The sequence below is a fragment of the Arthrobacter sp. Soil761 genome (assembly GCF_001428325.1).
Lineage (GTDB): Bacteria > Actinomycetota > Actinomycetes > Actinomycetales > Micrococcaceae > Arthrobacter.
In genome coordinates this window covers 373792-391552 of record NZ_LMSF01000029.1, presented here as the reverse complement: position 1 = coordinate 391552, position 17761 = coordinate 373792, and the positions used below count along the sequence as shown (strand labels likewise).

17 protein-coding genes are annotated in these 17761 nt (G+C 67.5%); 5 read left to right on the top strand and 12 right to left on the bottom strand.

Annotated elements, in window-relative coordinates; genetic code table 11:
• The first annotated feature begins 2 nt into the window (after positions 1–2).
• Genes ASG79_RS18215 through ASG79_RS18205 form a run of 3 tightly spaced genes read left to right on the top strand, consistent with a single transcriptional unit; the run spans position 3 to position 2727 of the window.
• Positions 3–956, top strand: coding sequence for an ABC transporter substrate-binding protein (locus ASG79_RS18215; protein WP_056392987.1), 954 nt, complete (start codon positions 3–5; stop codon positions 954–956).
• A 35-nt stretch (positions 957–991) separates the two neighbouring features.
• A complete protein-coding gene (locus tag ASG79_RS18210) occupies positions 992–1954 on the top strand; it encodes an amino acid ABC transporter permease (protein ID WP_018768630.1) in 963 nt (320 codons plus the stop codon).
• The gene (locus tag ASG79_RS18205; RefSeq protein ID WP_018768631.1) at positions 1951–2727 is read left to right on the top strand and encodes an amino acid ABC transporter ATP-binding protein; all 777 of its coding nucleotides are present in this window, start codon (positions 1951–1953) and stop codon (positions 2725–2727) included. The genes ASG79_RS18210 and ASG79_RS18205 overlap by 4 nt, the downstream gene beginning before the upstream one ends.
• Positions 2728–2844: 117 nt before the next feature.
• On the opposite strand, the gene menD is transcribed toward ASG79_RS18205, so the two are convergent.
• The 7 genes from menD to ASG79_RS18170 form a co-directional block, all read right to left on the bottom strand.
• Positions 2845–4602: a 2-succinyl-5-enolpyruvyl-6-hydroxy-3-cyclohexene-1-carboxylic-acid synthase gene (gene menD, locus ASG79_RS18200; RefSeq protein ID WP_056393175.1), complete on the bottom strand. Its 1758-nt coding sequence runs from the start codon at positions 4600–4602 to the stop codon at positions 2845–2847.
• 191 nt (positions 4603–4793) lie between these two features.
• Positions 4794–6860 carry a PhoX family protein gene (locus tag ASG79_RS18195; protein ID WP_056392984.1) on the bottom strand — a complete coding sequence of 689 codons (2067 nt, stop codon included), beginning with the start codon at positions 6858–6860 and terminating at the stop codon, positions 4794–4796.
• Between the two features lie 204 nt (positions 6861–7064).
• Positions 7065–8054 carry an o-succinylbenzoate synthase gene (locus ASG79_RS18190; protein ID WP_056392981.1) on the bottom strand — a complete coding sequence of 330 codons (990 nt, stop codon included), beginning with the start codon at positions 8052–8054 and terminating at the stop codon, positions 7065–7067.
• Positions 8055–8123: 69 nt separating this feature from the next.
• Entirely contained in the window at positions 8124–9140 is a 1017-nt protein-coding gene (gene corA, locus ASG79_RS18185) for a magnesium/cobalt transporter CorA (RefSeq protein WP_018768637.1), read from the bottom strand.
• Positions 9137–9649 (bottom strand): GbsR/MarR family transcriptional regulator, encoded by a 513-nt coding sequence (locus ASG79_RS18180; protein ID WP_082581816.1) that lies wholly within the window; start codon positions 9647–9649, stop codon positions 9137–9139. Before ASG79_RS18180 ends, corA begins: the two co-directional genes overlap by 4 nt.
• Positions 9646–11268, bottom strand: coding sequence for an ABC transporter permease (locus ASG79_RS18175; RefSeq protein WP_235509855.1), 1623 nt, complete (start codon positions 11266–11268; stop codon positions 9646–9648). Before ASG79_RS18175 ends, ASG79_RS18180 begins: the two co-directional genes overlap by 4 nt.
• 1 nt (position 11269) lies before the next feature.
• On the bottom strand, positions 11270–12256 hold the full coding sequence (locus ASG79_RS18170; RefSeq protein WP_056392978.1) for an ATP-binding cassette domain-containing protein: 987 nt from the start codon (positions 12254–12256) through the stop codon (positions 11270–11272).
• Positions 12257–12309: 53 nt separating this feature from the next.
• Here ASG79_RS18170 and ASG79_RS18165 point away from each other — a divergent pair, with 53 nt between their 5' ends.
• On the top strand, positions 12310–13524 hold the full coding sequence (locus ASG79_RS18165; RefSeq protein WP_056392975.1) for an MFS transporter: 1215 nt from the start codon (positions 12310–12312) through the stop codon (positions 13522–13524).
• A gap of 101 nt (positions 13525–13625) precedes the next feature.
• Positions 13626–14558, top strand: a complete 933-nt coding sequence (locus ASG79_RS18160) for a phosphatase PAP2 family protein (protein ID WP_056392974.1) — start codon at positions 13626–13628, stop codon at positions 14556–14558.
• A 135-nt stretch (positions 14559–14693) separates the two neighbouring features.
• Here ASG79_RS18160 and ASG79_RS18155 read toward each other — a convergent pair whose 3' ends face one another.
• The 5 genes from ASG79_RS18155 to ASG79_RS18135 form a co-directional block, all read right to left on the bottom strand.
• Positions 14694–15071, bottom strand: a complete 378-nt coding sequence (locus ASG79_RS18155) for a VOC family protein (protein ID WP_056392972.1) — start codon at positions 15069–15071, stop codon at positions 14694–14696.
• A 330-nt stretch (positions 15072–15401) separates the two neighbouring features.
• Positions 15402–15896, bottom strand: coding sequence for a hypothetical protein (locus ASG79_RS18150; protein ID WP_056392971.1), 495 nt, complete (start codon positions 15894–15896; stop codon positions 15402–15404).
• Entirely contained in the window at positions 15897–16541 is a 645-nt protein-coding gene (locus ASG79_RS18145; RefSeq protein ID WP_056392969.1) for a signal peptidase I, read from the bottom strand.
• Positions 16531–17139 carry a hypothetical protein gene (locus ASG79_RS18140; RefSeq protein WP_056392967.1) on the bottom strand — a complete coding sequence of 203 codons (609 nt, stop codon included), beginning with the start codon at positions 17137–17139 and terminating at the stop codon, positions 16531–16533. The genes ASG79_RS18145 and ASG79_RS18140 overlap by 11 nt, the downstream gene beginning before the upstream one ends.
• Before the next feature lie 74 nt (positions 17140–17213).
• Positions 17214–17756, bottom strand: coding sequence for an alternate-type signal peptide domain-containing protein (locus tag ASG79_RS18135; protein ID WP_056392965.1), 543 nt, complete (start codon positions 17754–17756; stop codon positions 17214–17216).
• Positions 17757–17761: the final 5 nt, after the last annotated feature.

Below are 17761 nucleotides of genomic sequence, written 5' to 3'. Positions count from 1 at the left end.
AAATGCAGACTCCCCGTACCCTCCTGGGCACTTCCAAGCTGACCGCTGCCACCATGATCGCCATCAGCGCCCTGGCCCTCTCAGCATGCACGAACGCCTCGGAAACGGGTCCCTCCGGCGCGGCCACGTCCTCAGGCAAGGCCAGCGCGAGCTTTGATCCGTCCACGGTTAAGAAGGACGACGCCCTCGCTGCCATGGTCCCGGACACCATTAAGTCCAAGGGCACCATCACGGTAGGCTCCGACACCAGCTACGCACCGGCCGAATTCCTGGGTCCGGACGGCCAGACTCCCGTGGGCTACGACGTGGACATCGCCAAGGCCATCGGCGCCACGCTGGGCCTCAAGGTCCAGGTCCAGACTGCCGAATTCACCGGCATCCTTCCGGCCCTCGGCCCCAAGTACGATCTGGGCATCTCCTCGTTCACCATCAACCCGGAGCGACTGGGCGCCGTGAACATGGTCAGCTACTTCAACGCCGGCACCGCCTGGGCCGTGCAGAAGGGCAACCCCAAGAAGTTCTCCCTGGATGATGTCTGCGGCAAGTCCATCGGTGTGCAGACCGGCACCGTCCAGGAAGACCCCGATCTTTCCGGCCGCAACAAGAAGTGCGTCGCAGACGGCAAGAAGCCCATTGACATCGTCACCCTGAAGAACCAGACGGATGTCACCACCCGCCTGGTGAACGGCAGCATCGACGCCATGACCGCCGACTCCCCCATCATCGGCTACGCGCTGACCCAGACCAACGGCCAGCTGGAGAAGCTGGGCGACGTCTACGATTCCGCTCCCCAGGGCATTGCTGTGGCCAAGGCTGACACCGCCTGGGCAGAGGTCATCCAGAAGACCGTCACCAAGCTGATGGAAGACGGCTCCTACAAGAAGATCCTTGAGGGCTGGGGCAACTCTGAGGGCGCCATCACCAAGTCCGAGGTCAACCCGGCGGTCAAGTCTTGAGTTTTCGCGTTACCGACGACAAGTCAGGCGTGCATATGGAACACCCTCAACACCGGGATGCGCCGGTACTGAACAAGTCAGTGCCGGTGCGCCACCCCGGCCGGTGGATCAGCGCCCTCATCATCCTCGCTGTCGTAGCAGTGTTCCTGCAGAGCCTGTTCACCAACCCCAACTTCCGCTGGGACGTTGTGGGCACCTACATCCTGGACGTCAAGGTGGTCCAGGGTGTGGGCTGGACGCTGTTGCTTACCGTGGCCTCGATGGTCCTGGCCATCGTCCTGGCCATCCTGCTGGCATTCATGCGCCAGTCCGACAACCCCATATTCCGCTGGTCGAGCTGGGTCTGGGTGTGGTTCTTCCGCGGCACACCCGTCTATACCCAGCTGGTGTTGTGGGGCCTGATTTCGGTCCTTTATCCCAAGATCAGTGCGGGCATTCCGTTTGGACCTGAATTCTTCAGCCTGGACACCTCCGCAGTCATCACTGCCACGGTGGCTGCCATCCTCGGTTTGGGTCTCAACGAATCCGCCTACCTGGCGGAGATCTTCCGGGCCGGCCTCAAGTCCGTGGACAGGGGCCAGCAGGAAGCCGCCGAGGCGCTGGGCATGTCCAAGGGCAAAATCATGTGGCGGATCATCCTGCCACAGGCCATGCGGGTGATCGTGCCGCCAACCGGCAACGAAACCATCGGCATGCTGAAGACCACCTCGCTGGTCCTGGCGGTCCCGTTCACCCTGGACCTGACATTTGCCACCAATGCGTTGGCCAACCGCACTTATCTGCCCGTGCCGCTGCTGATCGTGGCAGCCATCTGGTACCTGGTAATCACCAGCATCCTGATGGTGGGTCAGCACTTCATCGAGGCCTACTACGGCAGGGGCGTGGACAACCAGGCCCCCGCAGCCGGTGTCAACCCGGCTGCTGCCAAGGCTGCCGCGGCCGGTGCCGATGCACACCGGTCAATGAAGACGGACTTCCCCGAGGAGAGCGCACGATGACGATCACAGCAGAAAAGCCGCTGGTCCAGATCGAGGGCCTCCACAAGTACTACGGGCACCACCACGTGCTGCGGGGCATCGACATGACCGTCAAACAGGGCGAGGTGTCCGTGGTGATCGGGCCTTCGGGTTCCGGCAAGTCCACCATGCTGCGCTGCGTGAACCTCCTGGAAACGATCAGTGCCGGGCGGATTTCCGTGGGCGGTCAGTTGATCGGCTACCGCGAGGTCAACGGCCGGCTCCACGACCTCAAGACCAAGGAAATCGCCGCCCAGCGCCGGGAAATCGGCATGGTGTTCCAGCGGTTCAACCTGTTCCCGCACAAGACCGCGCTCCAGAACGTCATGGAAGCACCGGTGCATGTGAAGGGCCAGCCGAAGGCCGAGGCCCAGAAGCGGGCGCTTGAGCTGCTGGACCGTGTGGGGCTGGGCGACCGGGCAGGCCACTACCCGTCCCAGCTTTCCGGCGGCCAGCAGCAGCGCGTGGCCATCGCCCGGGCGCTGGCCATGGAGCCTGAGCTCATGCTCTTTGATGAGCCCACCTCGGCCCTGGACCCGGAGCTGGTGGGCGACGTCCTGAACGTGATGAAGGACCTGGCAAAGTCCGGCATGACCATGATCGTGGTGACCCACGAGATCGGCTTCGCCCGCGAAGTGGGCGACACCCTGACCTTCATGGACGGCGGCGTGGTGGTGGAGTCGGGCGATCCCCGCGAGATCATCGCCAACCCCCAGCATGCGCGCACCAAGGAGTTCCTCAGCCGCGTGCTGTAGCTTCGTCCGCTTTCGAAGCCCAAATTCCCTGGCGCTGCCGTTATCTCGGTAGCGCCAGGGAATTTGTGCTTCCAGAGGGAATATGCGCGTCGAGGACGTGCGCACGCCCCCAGGCGCTTACCGGCCGGCCAGCACGCCCTCAACTGCCGCGGCCACCGCTTCCTTGATGCGGGCGTGGAGCTGCCGCAGCGACCGGCGGTCCGTCCGGACCTCCACGATGCTGCGCCCCTGCACAGGCCGGGCCAGCGCTTCGGCGAGTCCCGCCGTCGTACTTACCAGTGAATGTGCGACGCCGTACGCTGCGGCGAGTGCCGCGATGTCCACTGAGTGCGGGGTACCGAAGAGGCGCTCGACGACGTCCCCGTAGCGGCCGCCTTCCTCGACTCCCCCGTGCTCCAGCAGCCCGAAGATGGCGCCACCGGAATCATTGAGGACCACGATCCGCAGGTCCGGCTGCTCCTCCCCCGCGCCGAGGAGAAGTCCGCCGGCGTCATGGAGGAAGGTCACGTCGCCCATGAGGGCGGTGGTCTCCTGCCGGCCGCCCAGTGCGATGCCGGTTGCTGTGGAAATGGTGCCGTCGATCCCGGCAAGGCCCCGGTTTGCGTAGACGGTGGCGGACGGATCAGTGGCGGGCACTCCGGCCAGGTCCACATCCCGGATGCCATTGGAGGACCCGAGCAGCAGCTGGCCGCGTGCATGCTTCCAGACCTGTGAGGCAACGGAGGGGCCGGTGGCGGCGGCCTCTGCGGAGACCACCTGGTCCAGGGCATGCTGGGCAGCCGAGCCGGCGAGGAGCCAGGAGTCCAGCCAGGCGGAGGTGCCCCGGCCGGCGAAACCGGCAAGGTCGGCCAGGTTCTCCAGCGGCAGCTCGGTGCGCCGGCCAGGCTCGTACCACGCGACCGGAACCGGCTGGTACAGGGCGGATTCAACATCGTCGCGGGCCAGCAGCGCGGCAACGGGACGGGACAGGGTGGGCCGGCCGAACAGCACCACTCGCTCAACCGGCTGCGCCGATCCGGGTCCGAAATGCTCCAGCAGCAGCCGGTACGGGCCCACGGCGTTGGGTCCGAACCGGGAATTGGAGGACGGTTCGGCGAGCAGCGGCAGGTTGTGGGCGCGGGCGAACGCCTCGGCCACCGGGCCGGCGTCGTGCCCTGCCAGCACCACGGTGCGCCGCTCCGGCAGGCTGTCCGCTGCCGGGGGCAGGTTCATGACCAGGGGCTCGGTGCCCACCCGGTAGCGCGTCCGTTCCACCGCCTCCGGCAGACCTTCTTCGGGGGACGGGACCAGGGGGTCGCGGAACGCGAGGTTCAGCTGGACCGGGCCCGGCGGCAGGTCCGGGAAGGCGCCGGTTGCCGCGGAAAACCCGGTTTGAATGGCCCGCTCCGGACTGGTTCCCGCGGGTATGTCGGCCGCGAACCGGACCTGGTCGCCAAACAGGTCCGGCTGCACGGTGGTCTGGTTGGCGCCGGTTCCGCGCAACTCCTCCGGCCGGTCCGCGGACAGGACGATGAGCGGTACGGCAGCATGGTTGGCCTCCATCACCGCCGGCATCAGGTTTCCGACGGCGGTCCCGGACGTGGTGAGCACGGCTGCGGGCGAGCCGGTGGACAGGGCCAGGCCCAGGGCCGTGAACCCGGCGGACCGTTCGTCGATCCGGACCAGCAGGTCCACCCGGCCGGCCGCGGAGGCCTCGGCCAGGGCGTACGCCATGGGGGCCGACCGGGAACCAGGCGACACCACCGCGTGCCGCACGCCGCCGTCGAGCAGGACGTCGACGGCGATCCGCGCCGCAGCCAGGGCGCTCAACTGGGCTTTCGGGTCATCCCGGTCGGGGAATCCAGGGGCGGCCTCCGGGGCAGGTTCGTTCGGCAAAGTCACCCAACCAGTCTGCCACCCACCGACGCCCGCTCATGTATGGCAAACAATCTCCCAACCCCCGCTCACCTTTGGTCGCCCAAAACCAAACGCCCGCTCACCTCCGGGCCCCATTAGGAGTCAAAGGTGAGCGGGCGTTTCCAGAAAACCCGTCAAAGGTGAGCGGGCGTTTCCAGTCTTAAGGAAGACTAGCCGCGGAACACCTGGACCACCGCGGGACGGGGCGCGCGCACCTGGCCGGGAGCCGGCGTCGTACCTGCCGGGACGTAGTCCGGGAAGTAGGAGTGCGGCGCCTCGAAGGTGCCTTCCTCGCCCGGGTGCTGCACGGAGACGAACACCATGCGCTCGTTGTCGTGGATGACCGGGCCGCAGGTTTCGGCGTCGCGGGGAACGGAGAGGAACTGCTCCACCTTGCCGCGCTCGGCGCCGTCCAGGGTGACCTTGAAGAGGCCGTCGTTGTAGCCGATGCCGGACGGCGCGCCGTCGGTGGAGATCCAGAGGTTGCCCACGGAGTCGAAGGCCACGTTGTCCGGGCAGGAGATGGGCGAGACCTTGTCCGCCGGGTAGCCGGAGAAGTAGGTGACATCGCCCTGCGCCGGGTCGCCGCAGACCATCAGGAGGGTCCAGTTGAACTTGGTGGAGGTCTGGTCGCCGGTTTCGGTGATTTCCACGATGTGCCCGTCGCGGTTCTGGGTGCGCGGGTTGACTTCGGTGGCGCCCTCCTTGGTGCCGGTGCCGCGGTCCGAGTTGTTGGTGCAGACCACGTAGACCTTGCCGGTGTGCAGGCTGGGCTGGACGTCCTCGCACCGGTCCATCTTGGTGGGTCCCACCTTGTCCGCTGCCAGGCGGGTGTAGACCAGGACTTCTTCGACGGACATGCCGGGGACGGCGGACTTGCCGCCGACCACCAGGGGCAGCCATTCTCCGGTGCCGTCGAACGCGCCGTCGGAGGGGAGCGCCCCGGTTCCGGTGATTTCTGCCGCGGGAGAGTTGCCGGTGAACTTGGCAACGTAGAGGTCACCCTGGGACAGCAGGTCCATGTTGTGCCTGCGGTCGCCCTCACGGTACTTCTCCGCCGAGACGAACTTGTAGAGGTAGTCGAACTTCTCGTCGTCGCCCATGTAGGCCACCACGTGACCGGATTCGGCCACGATCACGTTGGCACCCTCGTGCTTGAAGCGGCCCATCGCGGAGCGCTTCTTGGGCGTTGAGGTGGGGTCGAAGGGGTCGACTTCCACGATCCAGCCGAAGCGGTTGGTTTCGTTTTCGTAGCCGGCGTTGCGGGTGTCGAAGCGGGGATCGTCCAGCTCCCACTTGCGGGCGGTGGGCTTGGCGGTGAGGCCGTAGCGCTTGTCGCTGGCGGAGGTGCCGCCGGCCACGAAGTAGCCGTTGAAGTTTTCCTCGCCGGAGAGGATGGTGCCCCAGGGGGTGGTGCCGCCGGAGCAGTTGCCGAACGTGCCTTTGATGGCGCGGCCGGAGGGATCGGCGACGGTTTTGACGAGGGCCGAGCCGGCGACGGGGCCGGTCAGTTCGTAGGTGGTATCGGAGAGGTAGCGGCGGTTCAGCGGGGCGCCCTTGACGTAGCTCCACGGCTTGGTGGTGTTCTTGCGCTCGAGTTCCACCACGGCCAGGCCGTGCGCTGCGCGGCCGATGGCACGGGTTTCGGCGGCATCGTAGCCGGCCGGGACCATGATGTTCTCGTTGGTGTATTCGTGGTTGGTGAACAGTACCGCGCGGCGGCCCTTGCTGCCCGGGATTTCCACGATGTCGGTGTAGTCGTTGTTGTAGCCGAACTGGCGGGCCTGGGCTGCGGCAGTCTGGTTGTTGAGGTCGAAGTCCGGCGAGTCAGCGAACAGCGGGTCGCCCCAGCGGATGATCGGCTGCCAGGTGAAACCTTCCGGAACGGTGAAGGCGTCGACGGCTTTGTCCACGGGCTTGATGGCGGTGAACTGCAGCTTGGAGTTGCCGAAGCCTTCCTTGGCGGCCTTGGACAGGCCCGCAGCGGAGGCGGGTTCGGCGGGGCTCACCGCGGAACCGAGGACGACGGCGAGTGCACCGGCGGCTCCCATGCCCAGGGCGGCGCGGCGGGACAGGGTGGCGGAGGCGATGTCGCGGAAGTAGCTGTTGGAGCTGGTGTTGCAGACGTCACCGGCGCAGGCGTTGTCGCACTTGAGCGCGCAGGTGACGGGGCTGCGCTTGCCCTTGGTATGGCCGAGCATGGGCAGCAGGGTGAACTTGCGGGCAGTTTCAGACATGGGAACCTTCCAAGAATTCTCGCTGGGGTGCCCGATCACCCTTCCAGCCGGTTCCTACAGGAAGCCATCAATTGGATGAAGTTATGGTGAACCGCCCGTGACCTGCAGGAACGTGATGGCGCGTCCGCCGGGAAGTCACGGTAAGTGATGGCGCGTCCGCCGGGAAGTCACGGCAGGTGATGGCGCGTCCGGCGGGAAGTCACGTCAGGTGATGGGGCGTCCGGCGGGGAGGAGGGCGTGCACGCGGCGGAGCCGGGCCAGCCACCAGTCGCGGCGTTCCGCTGGAGCCGCAAACCGCTCAAGCAGCCCGGCGTCGGCGGCAACGTCGCGCAGGCGTATGGCGCCGTCGTCGGCCACTAAGGGGTCCGTGGTTATGTCCGAATCAAACAGCGACACCGTTCCCAGGCCGCAGGCGTAGGGCAGCTCGGGCAGGGCGGCGGCGAGGGCAAGGCCCGCGCGGATGCCGATGGAGGTGTCCAGCGCGGAGCTGACGACGGCGGGGAGTCCGGCCTGTGCAACGATGTCCAGGGCGCGCCGCACTCCCCCAAGCGGTGCCACCTTGACCACGATCAGGTCCGCCGCGCCCGCCCGGGCCACCCGGAGCGGATCGGTTTCCTTGCGGACGCTTTCGTCGGCCGCGATCAACACCGGCGTCCCGGCGTCCCGAAGCCGGGACCGGACCTCGGCAAGGCCCTCGATGGAAGGCACCGGCTGCTCTGCGTATTCCAGCCCAACAGGCGCCAGCCGGGTCAACGCCTCCACGGCGCCGGGCACGTCCCAGCCGCCGTTGGCGTCCACGCGGATGGCCGCGTCCGGCAAAGCGGCGCGCACGGCACGGACCCGGGCGACGTCGTCGTCAAGCGACTGGCCCTGCTCCGCCACCTTGACCTTGACGGCGTCCACGCGGCCGAACCGGGCCAGGACGTCCGGCACCCGGTCCGCGGAGACAGCCGGCACGGTGGCGTTCACCGGGATGCTGTCCCGCAGCGGGGCCGGGAACCCCTGCCAGCCCGCCTCGATGGCGGCGGCCAGCCAGTGCGATGCCTCGGCGTCGCCATACTCGGGAAAGGGGCAGAACTCGCCCCAGCCCGCCGGCCCGCGGAGCAGGAGGGACTCGCGTTCCATGATGCCCCGGAACTTCACGCGCATGGGCAGGCTGACCACATGCGCGCTGGCCAGGAGTTCGTCAAGCATGCCGTTTACTGTAGCCGCACCTCACTGCGAATTTTGCGCGTCGTGGAGGCGCAGGGCCAGCGAAGGACGTCAGATCCACTTATTGTGCTTGAACGCCAGGTAAAGGGCCAGCCCCATGGCCGCCATCACGCCCAGCGCATAGGGGTAGCCATAGGTCCACGCCAGTTCGGGCATGTTGACGAAGTTCATGCCGTAGATGGACGCCACCAGCGTGGGGGCGAACAGGATGGCAGCCCAGGAGGAGATGCGCTTGACCTGCTCGTTCTGCTCAAAGCTGGACTCTGTCATCCGCTGCATTTCATCGTTTTGCCGCTGGGCCACGAGGGCGGCGTTGACGGCGAGCGCGTTCTGGAGCAGGGCCCGGAAGGATGCCACGCGTTCATTGATCCTGAGGACGTGGTCCAGGACATCGCGGTAGTGGTCCCGAAGCTCGGTTGACTGTTCGCGGTCCGGGGCTCCGGCGATCAGGGCCTGCAGTATCCCCGCCAGCGGACTCGTGGCCCGCTGGAAGGTGATGACCTGCCGGGACAGTTCATAGATGCGGCGGGATACGTCCGGATCCGCACCGAACAGGTCATCCTCAATTTCGTCGATGTCGTTTTCCAGGCCCGCCACCACCGGCTCGTATTCGTCCACCACCTGGTCCAGGATCCCGTAGAGCACCGCGTCCGGTCCCAGGGCCAGGAATTCCGGCATCGATTCCATCCGGCGGCGGACCTTGGCCAAATCCGGGGACTCGGCGTGCCGGACGGTGACCACGTACTCGTCGCCGGCGAAGACGTGGATCTCGCCGAAGTCCACCCTTTCCTCGTCGTCACGGTACCGGGCTGGCCTCAGCACCAAAAACAGGCACTCGCCGTAGTGCTCCAGCTTGGCCCGCTGGTGGCCGGCAAGTGCGTCCTCGATGGCCAGCGCGTTGAGGTCGAATTCCTCGCCGACGGACTGCAGTTCCTCTGCGTCAGGCCGGTACAGCCCTATCCACGCCATCCCCTCCCGCTGGCGGAGCAGGAAGTAGGTCTCGTCAAGGTCTTCCGGGTCCTCGGTGCGCAGCCCGTTTACGTACACGGCGTTGTCGATGATGGTCACGGCGTGGCCTCCCTGGCCCGTTCGCGCTCCCAGTCGTCCAGCAGGGCCGGCATCCGCGCATTGAGGAACCGGTAGAACCGGGCCATGTCCGCCACCCGGGCCCGGGCCGCTGATCCCTCCGGGAGGGTTTCCGCCGTGGCGTCGGTCAGGGCGGCCAGCTTTTCGTAGATGGGGCTGTTCCGCATGGACACCACGTACCACTCGTCCTCATGCAGGGCGTAGAGGTCGCGGCGGCTGCCGGGCTGGGAGACGCGATGGACGAAGCCCACCGTCTGCAGGTACCGCACAGCCCCGGAGACCGCCGCGGCGCTGGCCCCCAGTCGCTCCGAAAGTTCCGCAGCCGTGAGGCTCCCCTGCTCGGAGGACACCAGTGCCAGCAGGGTCCGTGCCGGCATCTTGGGGAAACCGGCGGCGGCGAAGGCAGCGGCAGTTATTTCGGCAGCGGCGGCGGTGGAAGCCGCGGCGGCCAGCGTGTCCCGGGCAGCCGCCACCTCAGCTCGGGCGCTCACGCGGACCCCACTTCCCGCCGCCGCATGCCCGCAATGGCAAGCGCGGCGGCAGCCGCGGCGATGGCCAGCATCCACCATGCGCCGCTCCAGTCCGTGGCGTCCCCGTGCGGTACCGGTGTGTGGGTGAACGGGGACAGGTCGCGCAGGCTTTGGTCCAGCCCCAGCATGCCCCCGAAGATTCCCAGCATCACGCCCAGGGCCAGCAACGCCCAGCTGGTGGCGGTGGTCCCGGCAGGCCACAGGACGAACACCAGCGCCGGAACGGCAAGGTAGATCAACGCTGCGGGCAGCTGGGCCAGCGCGGTTTCCCACAGCGCATCGGCCGGCATTGAGGTATCCCCCGAACCGGTGAGCGTGGCCCACGCCCCCACCCCGGCCAGTCCCACCACCAGCACCACGGCCCCCGCGCCCAGCAGCAGGTAGCCGGCCAGCCACCGGACCCGGCCCACCGGTGCGGCCAGCAAGAGTTCGGCGGTTCCGGCGGCTTCCTCCTGCCGCAGCCTGATCACCGCCTGGAGGGCGCACGCCGCCGCCAGGACCCCGGCCATCGAGAAGAGTACCGACACCATGAGCTGGGTCAGTGATGTGCCCTGCGACTGGAGCATGGCCCGCATCACGGCAGTGATGTTGGTGTCAGGGGTGTCGACGGCGGCAATCGCCTTTCCCAGCGACCCCGCCAGCAGCCCGAGGGCCAGGCCGCTGAACCCCCACCCGATGATCGACCCGGACTGCAGCCGCAGTGCCAGGGCTGCCGGGCTTCGCAGCCCCGGCCGGGCGGCGGCGCGTCCCGGCCTGGCACCCCAGACGCTTGCCCCGCTGTCCCGCGTGCGGAGGATGAGCCAGGCGGCCGTGAGGCAGCCGGCGGCGAGCCCCGCCGGCAGCAGCAGCGGCCAGGTGCGATTGCCGGAGAACGCGAACGTCTGCTGGCCCCAGCCGATCGGTGAGAACCAGCTGGCAGCCCCTTCAGTCATAGTGGTCCCGTCGGCGCCGGGCGTTCCGGTGGCGTCCCCGATCCCACGCAGGACATAGGCCAGGACCACCAGCGCGGCCGAGACCCCGTTCGCACCGCGCGAAGTCCCCATGAACTGGGCCACCAGCAGTCCCACGCCCAGGAAGGCGAGGCCGGCGGCGCCCGTTGCGGCTCCGGCGGTCAGGGCACCCTGCGCGTCCAGCCCCTGGCCGGCGAAGCCGCCAAACACCGCGAGCGCCACCAGGATGTTGGCCGCGACGCCGTGCAGCAGAGTGGCGGCGTTGGGCAGCAGGCGACCGGCAGGCGTGGCGGACACCAGTTCCGCCGTCCCCGTCTCCTCGTCCGCCCGGGTGTGGCGGACCGCCAGGAAGGTGCTCATCAGACCTGCCAGCAGGGCAAGGAACGCGTAGATCAGGAAGAACGTGAAGGCCCCCTGCTCAGCGCCGCGGGGCAGGCCGCGCAGCATCATGATGGCGGGCGTGGCGATGGCCACCTGCAGGATCTCCGTGCGGCTGGCCACGTTGCCGTAGGTCTGGGTCACGGCGGCCGCTGCAAACCAGGCGAAGATCCCGATGGCTGCCACCCAGCTCAGCAGCTGCCAGCGGTCCCGGCGCAGCCGCTGGCCCCAAAGGACCAGGAGGACGGCCATGTCAGCCCCGCCCCCTCGCGCCGAGCAGGTGGCGCCGGGAGCCATGTCCGCCGTCGGGCGCATCAGCCTGTGGCCCTGCGGTACCGGCGCTGTCGCCGTAGTGGCGCAGGAACAGTTCCTCCAGGGACGGCGGAACAATCGTCAGGCCCTGAACGCCCAAGGCGCCCAGGGCAGGAAGCACCTCCGCGATCCGGTCGGTGTCGGCGCTGAACCGGATCCGCCCGGCGTCGACCGTCAGGTCATGCACAGCCCCCAGGCGGGCCAGGGCCTCGGGGTCCAAACCGTCAGCGGCGAACGACACCTCCGACCTGGTGAGGTGCCGCAGGGAGTCCAGCGTCCCGCCGTCGACAATCCTGCCCGCGCGGATGATGCTCACCCGGTGGCACAGCACCTCCACCTCGGAGAGGATGTGGCTGGAGAGGAGCACGGTGGCTCCGCGGTCGACGGCGGTGAGCAGCTCCCTGCGGAAGACCTCCTCCATGAGCGGGTCAAGGCCGCTGGTGGGTTCGTCGAGCAGGTACACCTCGGCTTCGGTGGCGAGGGCCGCGATCAGGGCCACTTTTTGCCGGTTGCCTTTTGAGTAGGCGCGTCCCTTCTTGGCGGGATCGAAGTCGAAGATATGGCAGAGCCGGTCTTTTCGACGCCGGTACGCACCGCCGTCGGCGGTGCCGCCGCGCAGCCGGGACAGCAGGTCGATGGTTTCCCCGCCGGAGAGGTTGGGCCAGAGCCGGACATCCCCGGGAACGTAGGCCAGCCGGCGGTGCAGCTCCACCGCCTGTGTCCAGGGCTCGAAACCCAGGACGGACGCGGAGCCGGACGTGGGCCTGGCCAGCCCCAGCAGGATGCGCAGGGTGGTGGATTTCCCGGCGCCGTTGGGACCCAGGAAACCGTGGATCTCACCGCGCTGGACTTCCAGGTCGAGGCCGTCAAGGGCCCTGACGTGCCCAAAGTGCTTGTGCAGGTTCGCTGTGTGGACAACGGTGTTCATGGTTCAAGTCTTCGAAGTTTTCACAAATTTATGAAGGTACTAAAGTCCCCACTATGAGCACCGGCCACCCCCAGTCCAGCGGCAAGGCCGCCAGCTCGTCCTCGGCACCGCTGTATGCCGCGGGGTTCGTCACCGCTTTCGGTGCCCACAGCATCGCGGCCGGGCTGGGCGCGCAGAGCGGAAACATCGGGCTGACCCTGCTGAACCTGGGCATCCTGCTGGCCCTCTACGACGTTGCCGAGGTCTTCCTGAAGCCCGTCTTCGGTGCGCTCAGCGACCGGATCGGCGCCAAACCCGTCGTCGTCGGCGGCCTCTTCGCTTTTGCCGCCCTGTCCTTGATCGGCCTTGGCGCAGCTGACCCGCTGATCCTTGCCCTGGCCAGGCTGGGACAGGGCGCGGCGGCGTCGGCCTTCTCGCCGGCGTCGTCCGCCATGGTGGCAAGGATGGCCCGCGGCGGGAAGGCCGGCACCTACTTTGGCCGGTACGGGTCCTGGAAAAGCCTGGGATACATCATCGGCCCACCGCTGGGCGCGGGGCTGATCCTGGCCGGCGGTTTCCCGCTGCTGTTCGGCACGCTGTCCGCGCTGGCTGCGGTGACCGCGGTGTGGGTGCTGCTGTCCGTGCCGCATCTGGCGCCGCTGCCGCGGAAGCGGTACACGGTGCTGGACCTGGCGCGGCAGGTGGGCGAGCGCCGGTTCCTGGTCCCCACGCTGGTGCTGGCCGCCTCAACGGGTGCGTTGGGTGCCGCCGTCGGCTTCCTTCCGGCGCTGGCCACCCGGCACGGCCTGGACGCCTTCGCCGGGACGGCGGCGGTGAGCGTGGTGGCGCTGGGCTCGGTGCTGACCCAGCCGTGGATCGGGCGGCTGCGGGACCGGCACGCCGTCACGGACAACAGGGGCACGACGACGGGCCTGCTGCTGATTGCCGCGGGCGTCGGCCTGGTGGCGGCCGCCCCGGGAGTGGTCACCATCTTCGTTGCCGCGGCGTTCATCGGGGTCGGGATCGGCACGGTGACCCCCCTCGGTTTCGCCCACCTGGCGGACACCACGCCCCCCGAGCGGATGGGCAGGACCATGGGCTCGGCGGAACTGGGACGCGAACTGGGCGACGCCGGCGGGCCGCTGCTGGTGGGCGGCATCGCCACGGCCACGGCGCTTCCGTTCGGGCTGGGTGTGCTGGGACTGCTGGTGGCCGCGGCGGCCATCCCCCGGCTGGACCCGGTCCAACCCACCCACCGCGGCCCAATCAACCCCCCGCGGCCCAACTAGCTCGCAGTAACTGTCGTTTTGAGCCCTGAAAACGACAGTTAGTGCGAGCCAGTTTCAACGCTTGAGAGGTCTTCCAGCTTTCTGTGTCACCCTTAACCGCGATGACTTCTTCACGGCAACTACCCACCAGGACCCCGGCCCGGCCTGCCCCGGGCTCGGCGTTCCTGTTCGTGCTGTCCACCCTGGCGTGCATTGCCGGGCTGGTTGCCACCTACTACTTCTTCGTCCAGACCACCACCGGACAGTTCATTGACGAGTCCGCGCTGGTGGAGGCCGTGGAGATCCACGGCCCCGCCGGCAAGGCCGCCACCCGGTTCCTGGACCTGCTGCCCACCATCTCGCTGGTGATGGCCGCCGTCGTGGTCCTTTTTGTGACGGTGATCCGGCGGCACTGGACGGAGGCAGGGATCGCCGTGGCCGCGTGCATCGGCGCCAACGTGGCAACCCAGGTACTGAAGGACCTCCTGCCGCCGCGCCCGGACAAAGGCGTGTTGACGCTGGAGCTGAATTCGCTGCCGTCCGGGCACACCACCCTGGCTGCGTCCGCGGCGGCTGCGGTGTTTTTGATGGCGTCACCGCGCTGGCGCCCCATGGCCGGCTTCATTGGCGGCACCTTTGCCATCGCCTCGGGGGTGTCCACGCTGATCAACCAATGGCACCGGCCGGCCGACGTGGTGGCAGCGTTCCTGCTGGTGGGGGCGTTCATGATCCCTGCCGGCTGGCTGATCCTCCGCCGTGGTTCATGGAACGAATGGGACGGGTTCGGCGAGCACGTGGGATCCGCCCGGATCTGGCTTACGCTGCCGGTGCTGATCGGGCTGGCCTCGGCCGTGGTGGCGGTGTATTCGTTGATCCGGATTGCGCCCAGTCCGTGGCAGGAGGCCAGCACCACCAACTACTTCTGGGCGGGCATCTCCCTTATTGTGATCGCGGGATACCTGGCCACCGTTGCCACCACCTCCCTGTTCGCCTACGCGGCACGACGGCGGGACGCGCCCAGTAGCACGGAGCGGCCGCCGGCAGCGGGGTTTTGAGCAAATCTTGAGGAATTGATACCCCCTGGCTTGAGCCATGCCCGGGATAGTTGCAGGTGCCCGGGCGGCGTCTTGAAGTGGGCGCCGCCCGGTACCTCCACTGCTCTCCCGCTTGCAGCCTCTCCGGCGGAGGTCTCAGGGATCGAGCCGCTTGCGCAGGAGGCAGAACTCGTTGCCTTCCGGGTCCTGCAGCACGTGCCACTGCTCGTCGCCGGTCTGCCCCACGTCGGCCGGCCGTGCGCCGAGGGCCAGCAGGCGTTCCAGCTCCGCGTCCTGGTCCCGGTCCACGGGGTTGACGTCGATATGCAGCGGAAGCTTCCCCACCCGCGGATTGCTGCTGGGGCTCAGGAAGATGGTGGGCTGCAGACCGCCGAAGCCGGCATCGGGCGGTCCGATCTCGATCGCACCATCCTCCCGGTCGATCTCCACATAACCCAGGACCCCGCTCCAGAACCGCGCAAGCAGTTCCGGGTCGGCACAGTTCAGGACCAGTTCGCTGATACGGCATGACATGGTGCCAGTGTACGGACGGGCCGCGGCTGCGTGCGGGCGGACAAGGACCGGAAGGCACGACGGCGGCACGCACCTCGCGCGGGAACTCACCTTCGACGCGCATCGCCTTTCCCGACGCGCGTAGTTGTTCTCGACGCGGATATTCCCCTCCGCGGCCCAAATGTCCGGGGCGCAAAGGCAACTGCGGGTCGAAAGTGAACATACGCGTCGTGACGAGGGCGGGCTGAACCACCGCTGGACGGGCAACCCAGCCCGGCGGGAGGCGGCGCCGCTGCGTGGGGGGTGTTAGCAGCGGCGCCTTCTTCCGTCGGGCTGGCGGTGGACCGGCGCCTAGAAGGTCGTGGACAAGCAGGTGACTTTGTTGCTGTTGTTTCCTTGTTCCAGTGACACGGTGGCTGACGCGGTGGTCTGCACCTGGTTCGCGTATGTCGCTGTGACACGGATGGTCAGTGGGGTGGTGGTCCTGTTGGCCAACACGATCTGCGAGTTGATGGTCAGGGTGATGGTGCTGGTTGTTCCCAGGCTTACGGACTCGTTGTAGGAGGGCCCATACGTGCCGTTCGACTGGAGTGCGGCGTAGGTAAGTGTCGTTGGCGCCGTCGTCCCCACCGCTGACAAGGTTGCGGTTTGCCGCGGGTTGTCATTGGTGCAGGTGAATCCCGAGAACTGGTTCGGCCACGCGCCGGAGGCAGTGACGGTCATGGTGGCCGTGGCGCTCTGCTGCCAGAGGGCCGAGGCCGAGGCGCCGCCTATGCCCAGCAGCACCGTGAGGATGAAGGCCCCGGCGGCCAGGCCCGCACCGGGAACATTCCCGAACCGTGCCATCTACTGCGCCCCGGCAGCCGCGTTGTCCCGGGAACGGGTCTTGCGGACCGACCTGTACACGGTGATGGCTCCGTAGCCGATGAGTGCCACGGCAGCGATGACTGTCCAGGTCCCACGGTCGGAATTCCCCAGGAAGTTGGCCACGAAACCCACGTACGGGACTGCGTAGAACAGCTTGCCCTTGACCTGGATGGCGCGGACGGGGTTCTCATCGTTGGCGCCGTTGTTGTCGCCCTTGGTGATCAGTGTCTTCTCGCCCTGCTGGGTGGACCCGAACCCCACGATCCGGTGCGTCTCCACATCGGGCCGGCCTGAGTAGAGCTGGAAAGTGATGACGTCACCATATTTCAGCTCATCAAACGGGGCAGGTTTCATCACCATGAACGTGCCCGGCGGGTACTTCTGCGCCATGGATTTGGTCAGCACCGTGTAGGTCTGCGAACCCGTCGCCACCGGAACCACGATGAGGACCAGGGCGGCGAACAGTGACACCAGCATGGCTGCCATGCTCAGGAAACGTCCGACGACGGCCCGGGCGGCAGTGCGCCTTCGTCCACGCTGCCGGGTGGTTGCCGGAGTCCCGCTCTGCGGTTCTGTCGGGTCGGCTTCGCCGCCCAGCAGGCGTTCGGTCAGGTCAGCAGCCACTGGGCACCCCGCAGAGCTGACGTGCGGTGAGTTGGAGCGAGATGTTCACTGCTTGTCCTTTCACTGTGGAGGGGGCGCTGGAGCTCAGGCTCACCTGGAAACAGAAGACGGTGGAACCGCCTTTGGCAACCGTGGGCGAGACAAGCCCTGCGGTACTGATTGACGCGAAGCCTGTGGCGGTGCTGCATTCCGCGGAGGAAGCCGCAGTTTTCGCGTTGACGGTGACGTAACCGGCGAGGGTTCCGCCGCTGACGTTTGCGATGGTGGGCTGGCCTGCCGTGATCGCCGTGTTGAACTGGCCGCCGGCGTTGGTGTTGTTGGTGACCACCACGCCGCCGTAGACCGAGGTGCCCGGGCCCAGTGTCCCTGCGGGAGAAAGGGTCAAGGTGGCAGCCGAACCGTCAGCAAGGGTCATTGTGGTTGTTTGTCCCGTGTTGACCGCCGTCAGCGCCGTATCGAACGACGCCGACGTGATGGTCCCAGGGGAGGCTGATGCCGCCGCGCTCCACAACGCGTAGGTTCCCTGAACGGTGAACAGTCCCAGGACCACTGCAACGGCGGTCAGCGCTGCCGCCTGCAGCCTGCGCTTGGTGCGCATGGTTCCTCCTGGTCCTGATTCCGGGCTTCGGTCAATCGAGGCGGGTGACCTTGAGGCCACCCGCCTGCGCAAGGCTAGGAAAGACCGGTCTGGGTCACCTGGGTCAGCTGGAACGCCACGTTGTTGAAGTTGTAATTCGCTGTGGTGTCCGCGCGGCCGGCAGTGCTGGACAGGAACTCAAAGGTGATTGTCGCGGTGACCGTCTGGGCTGAACCCGTCGGCAGCAGGGGGTTGGCTACGGGCGCGCCGGCAACGGTAAGAGCCGGACCGGTCACAGACACGTTGGCGGTCGTGAAGCCGTTGGTCGCGGTGATGCCAGTGGTTGCCGCGTTGGCGGCCATCTTGTTGCCGACCAGGGTTACCGTCAGATCCTGGGTGAAGGTGAGCTTGTCGCCCGGGACCACCTTGTAGGTGCTGATGTCGGCAATCGTGGTGCCCGCACGGTCCTTCCAAACACCGGATGCAGTCTTGGCAACGTTCAAGTCACCGGCAACGATGGTTCCCGGAGCCGCAATTGCCTCCGCGTTCCAGTTGGCCAGGGTTCCCCCGCCGCCCAGCAACAGTGCTGCGCCAACGGCGATGGCTGCGGTTCCCTTGATCAGAGTGCTGTTCTTCATGATGT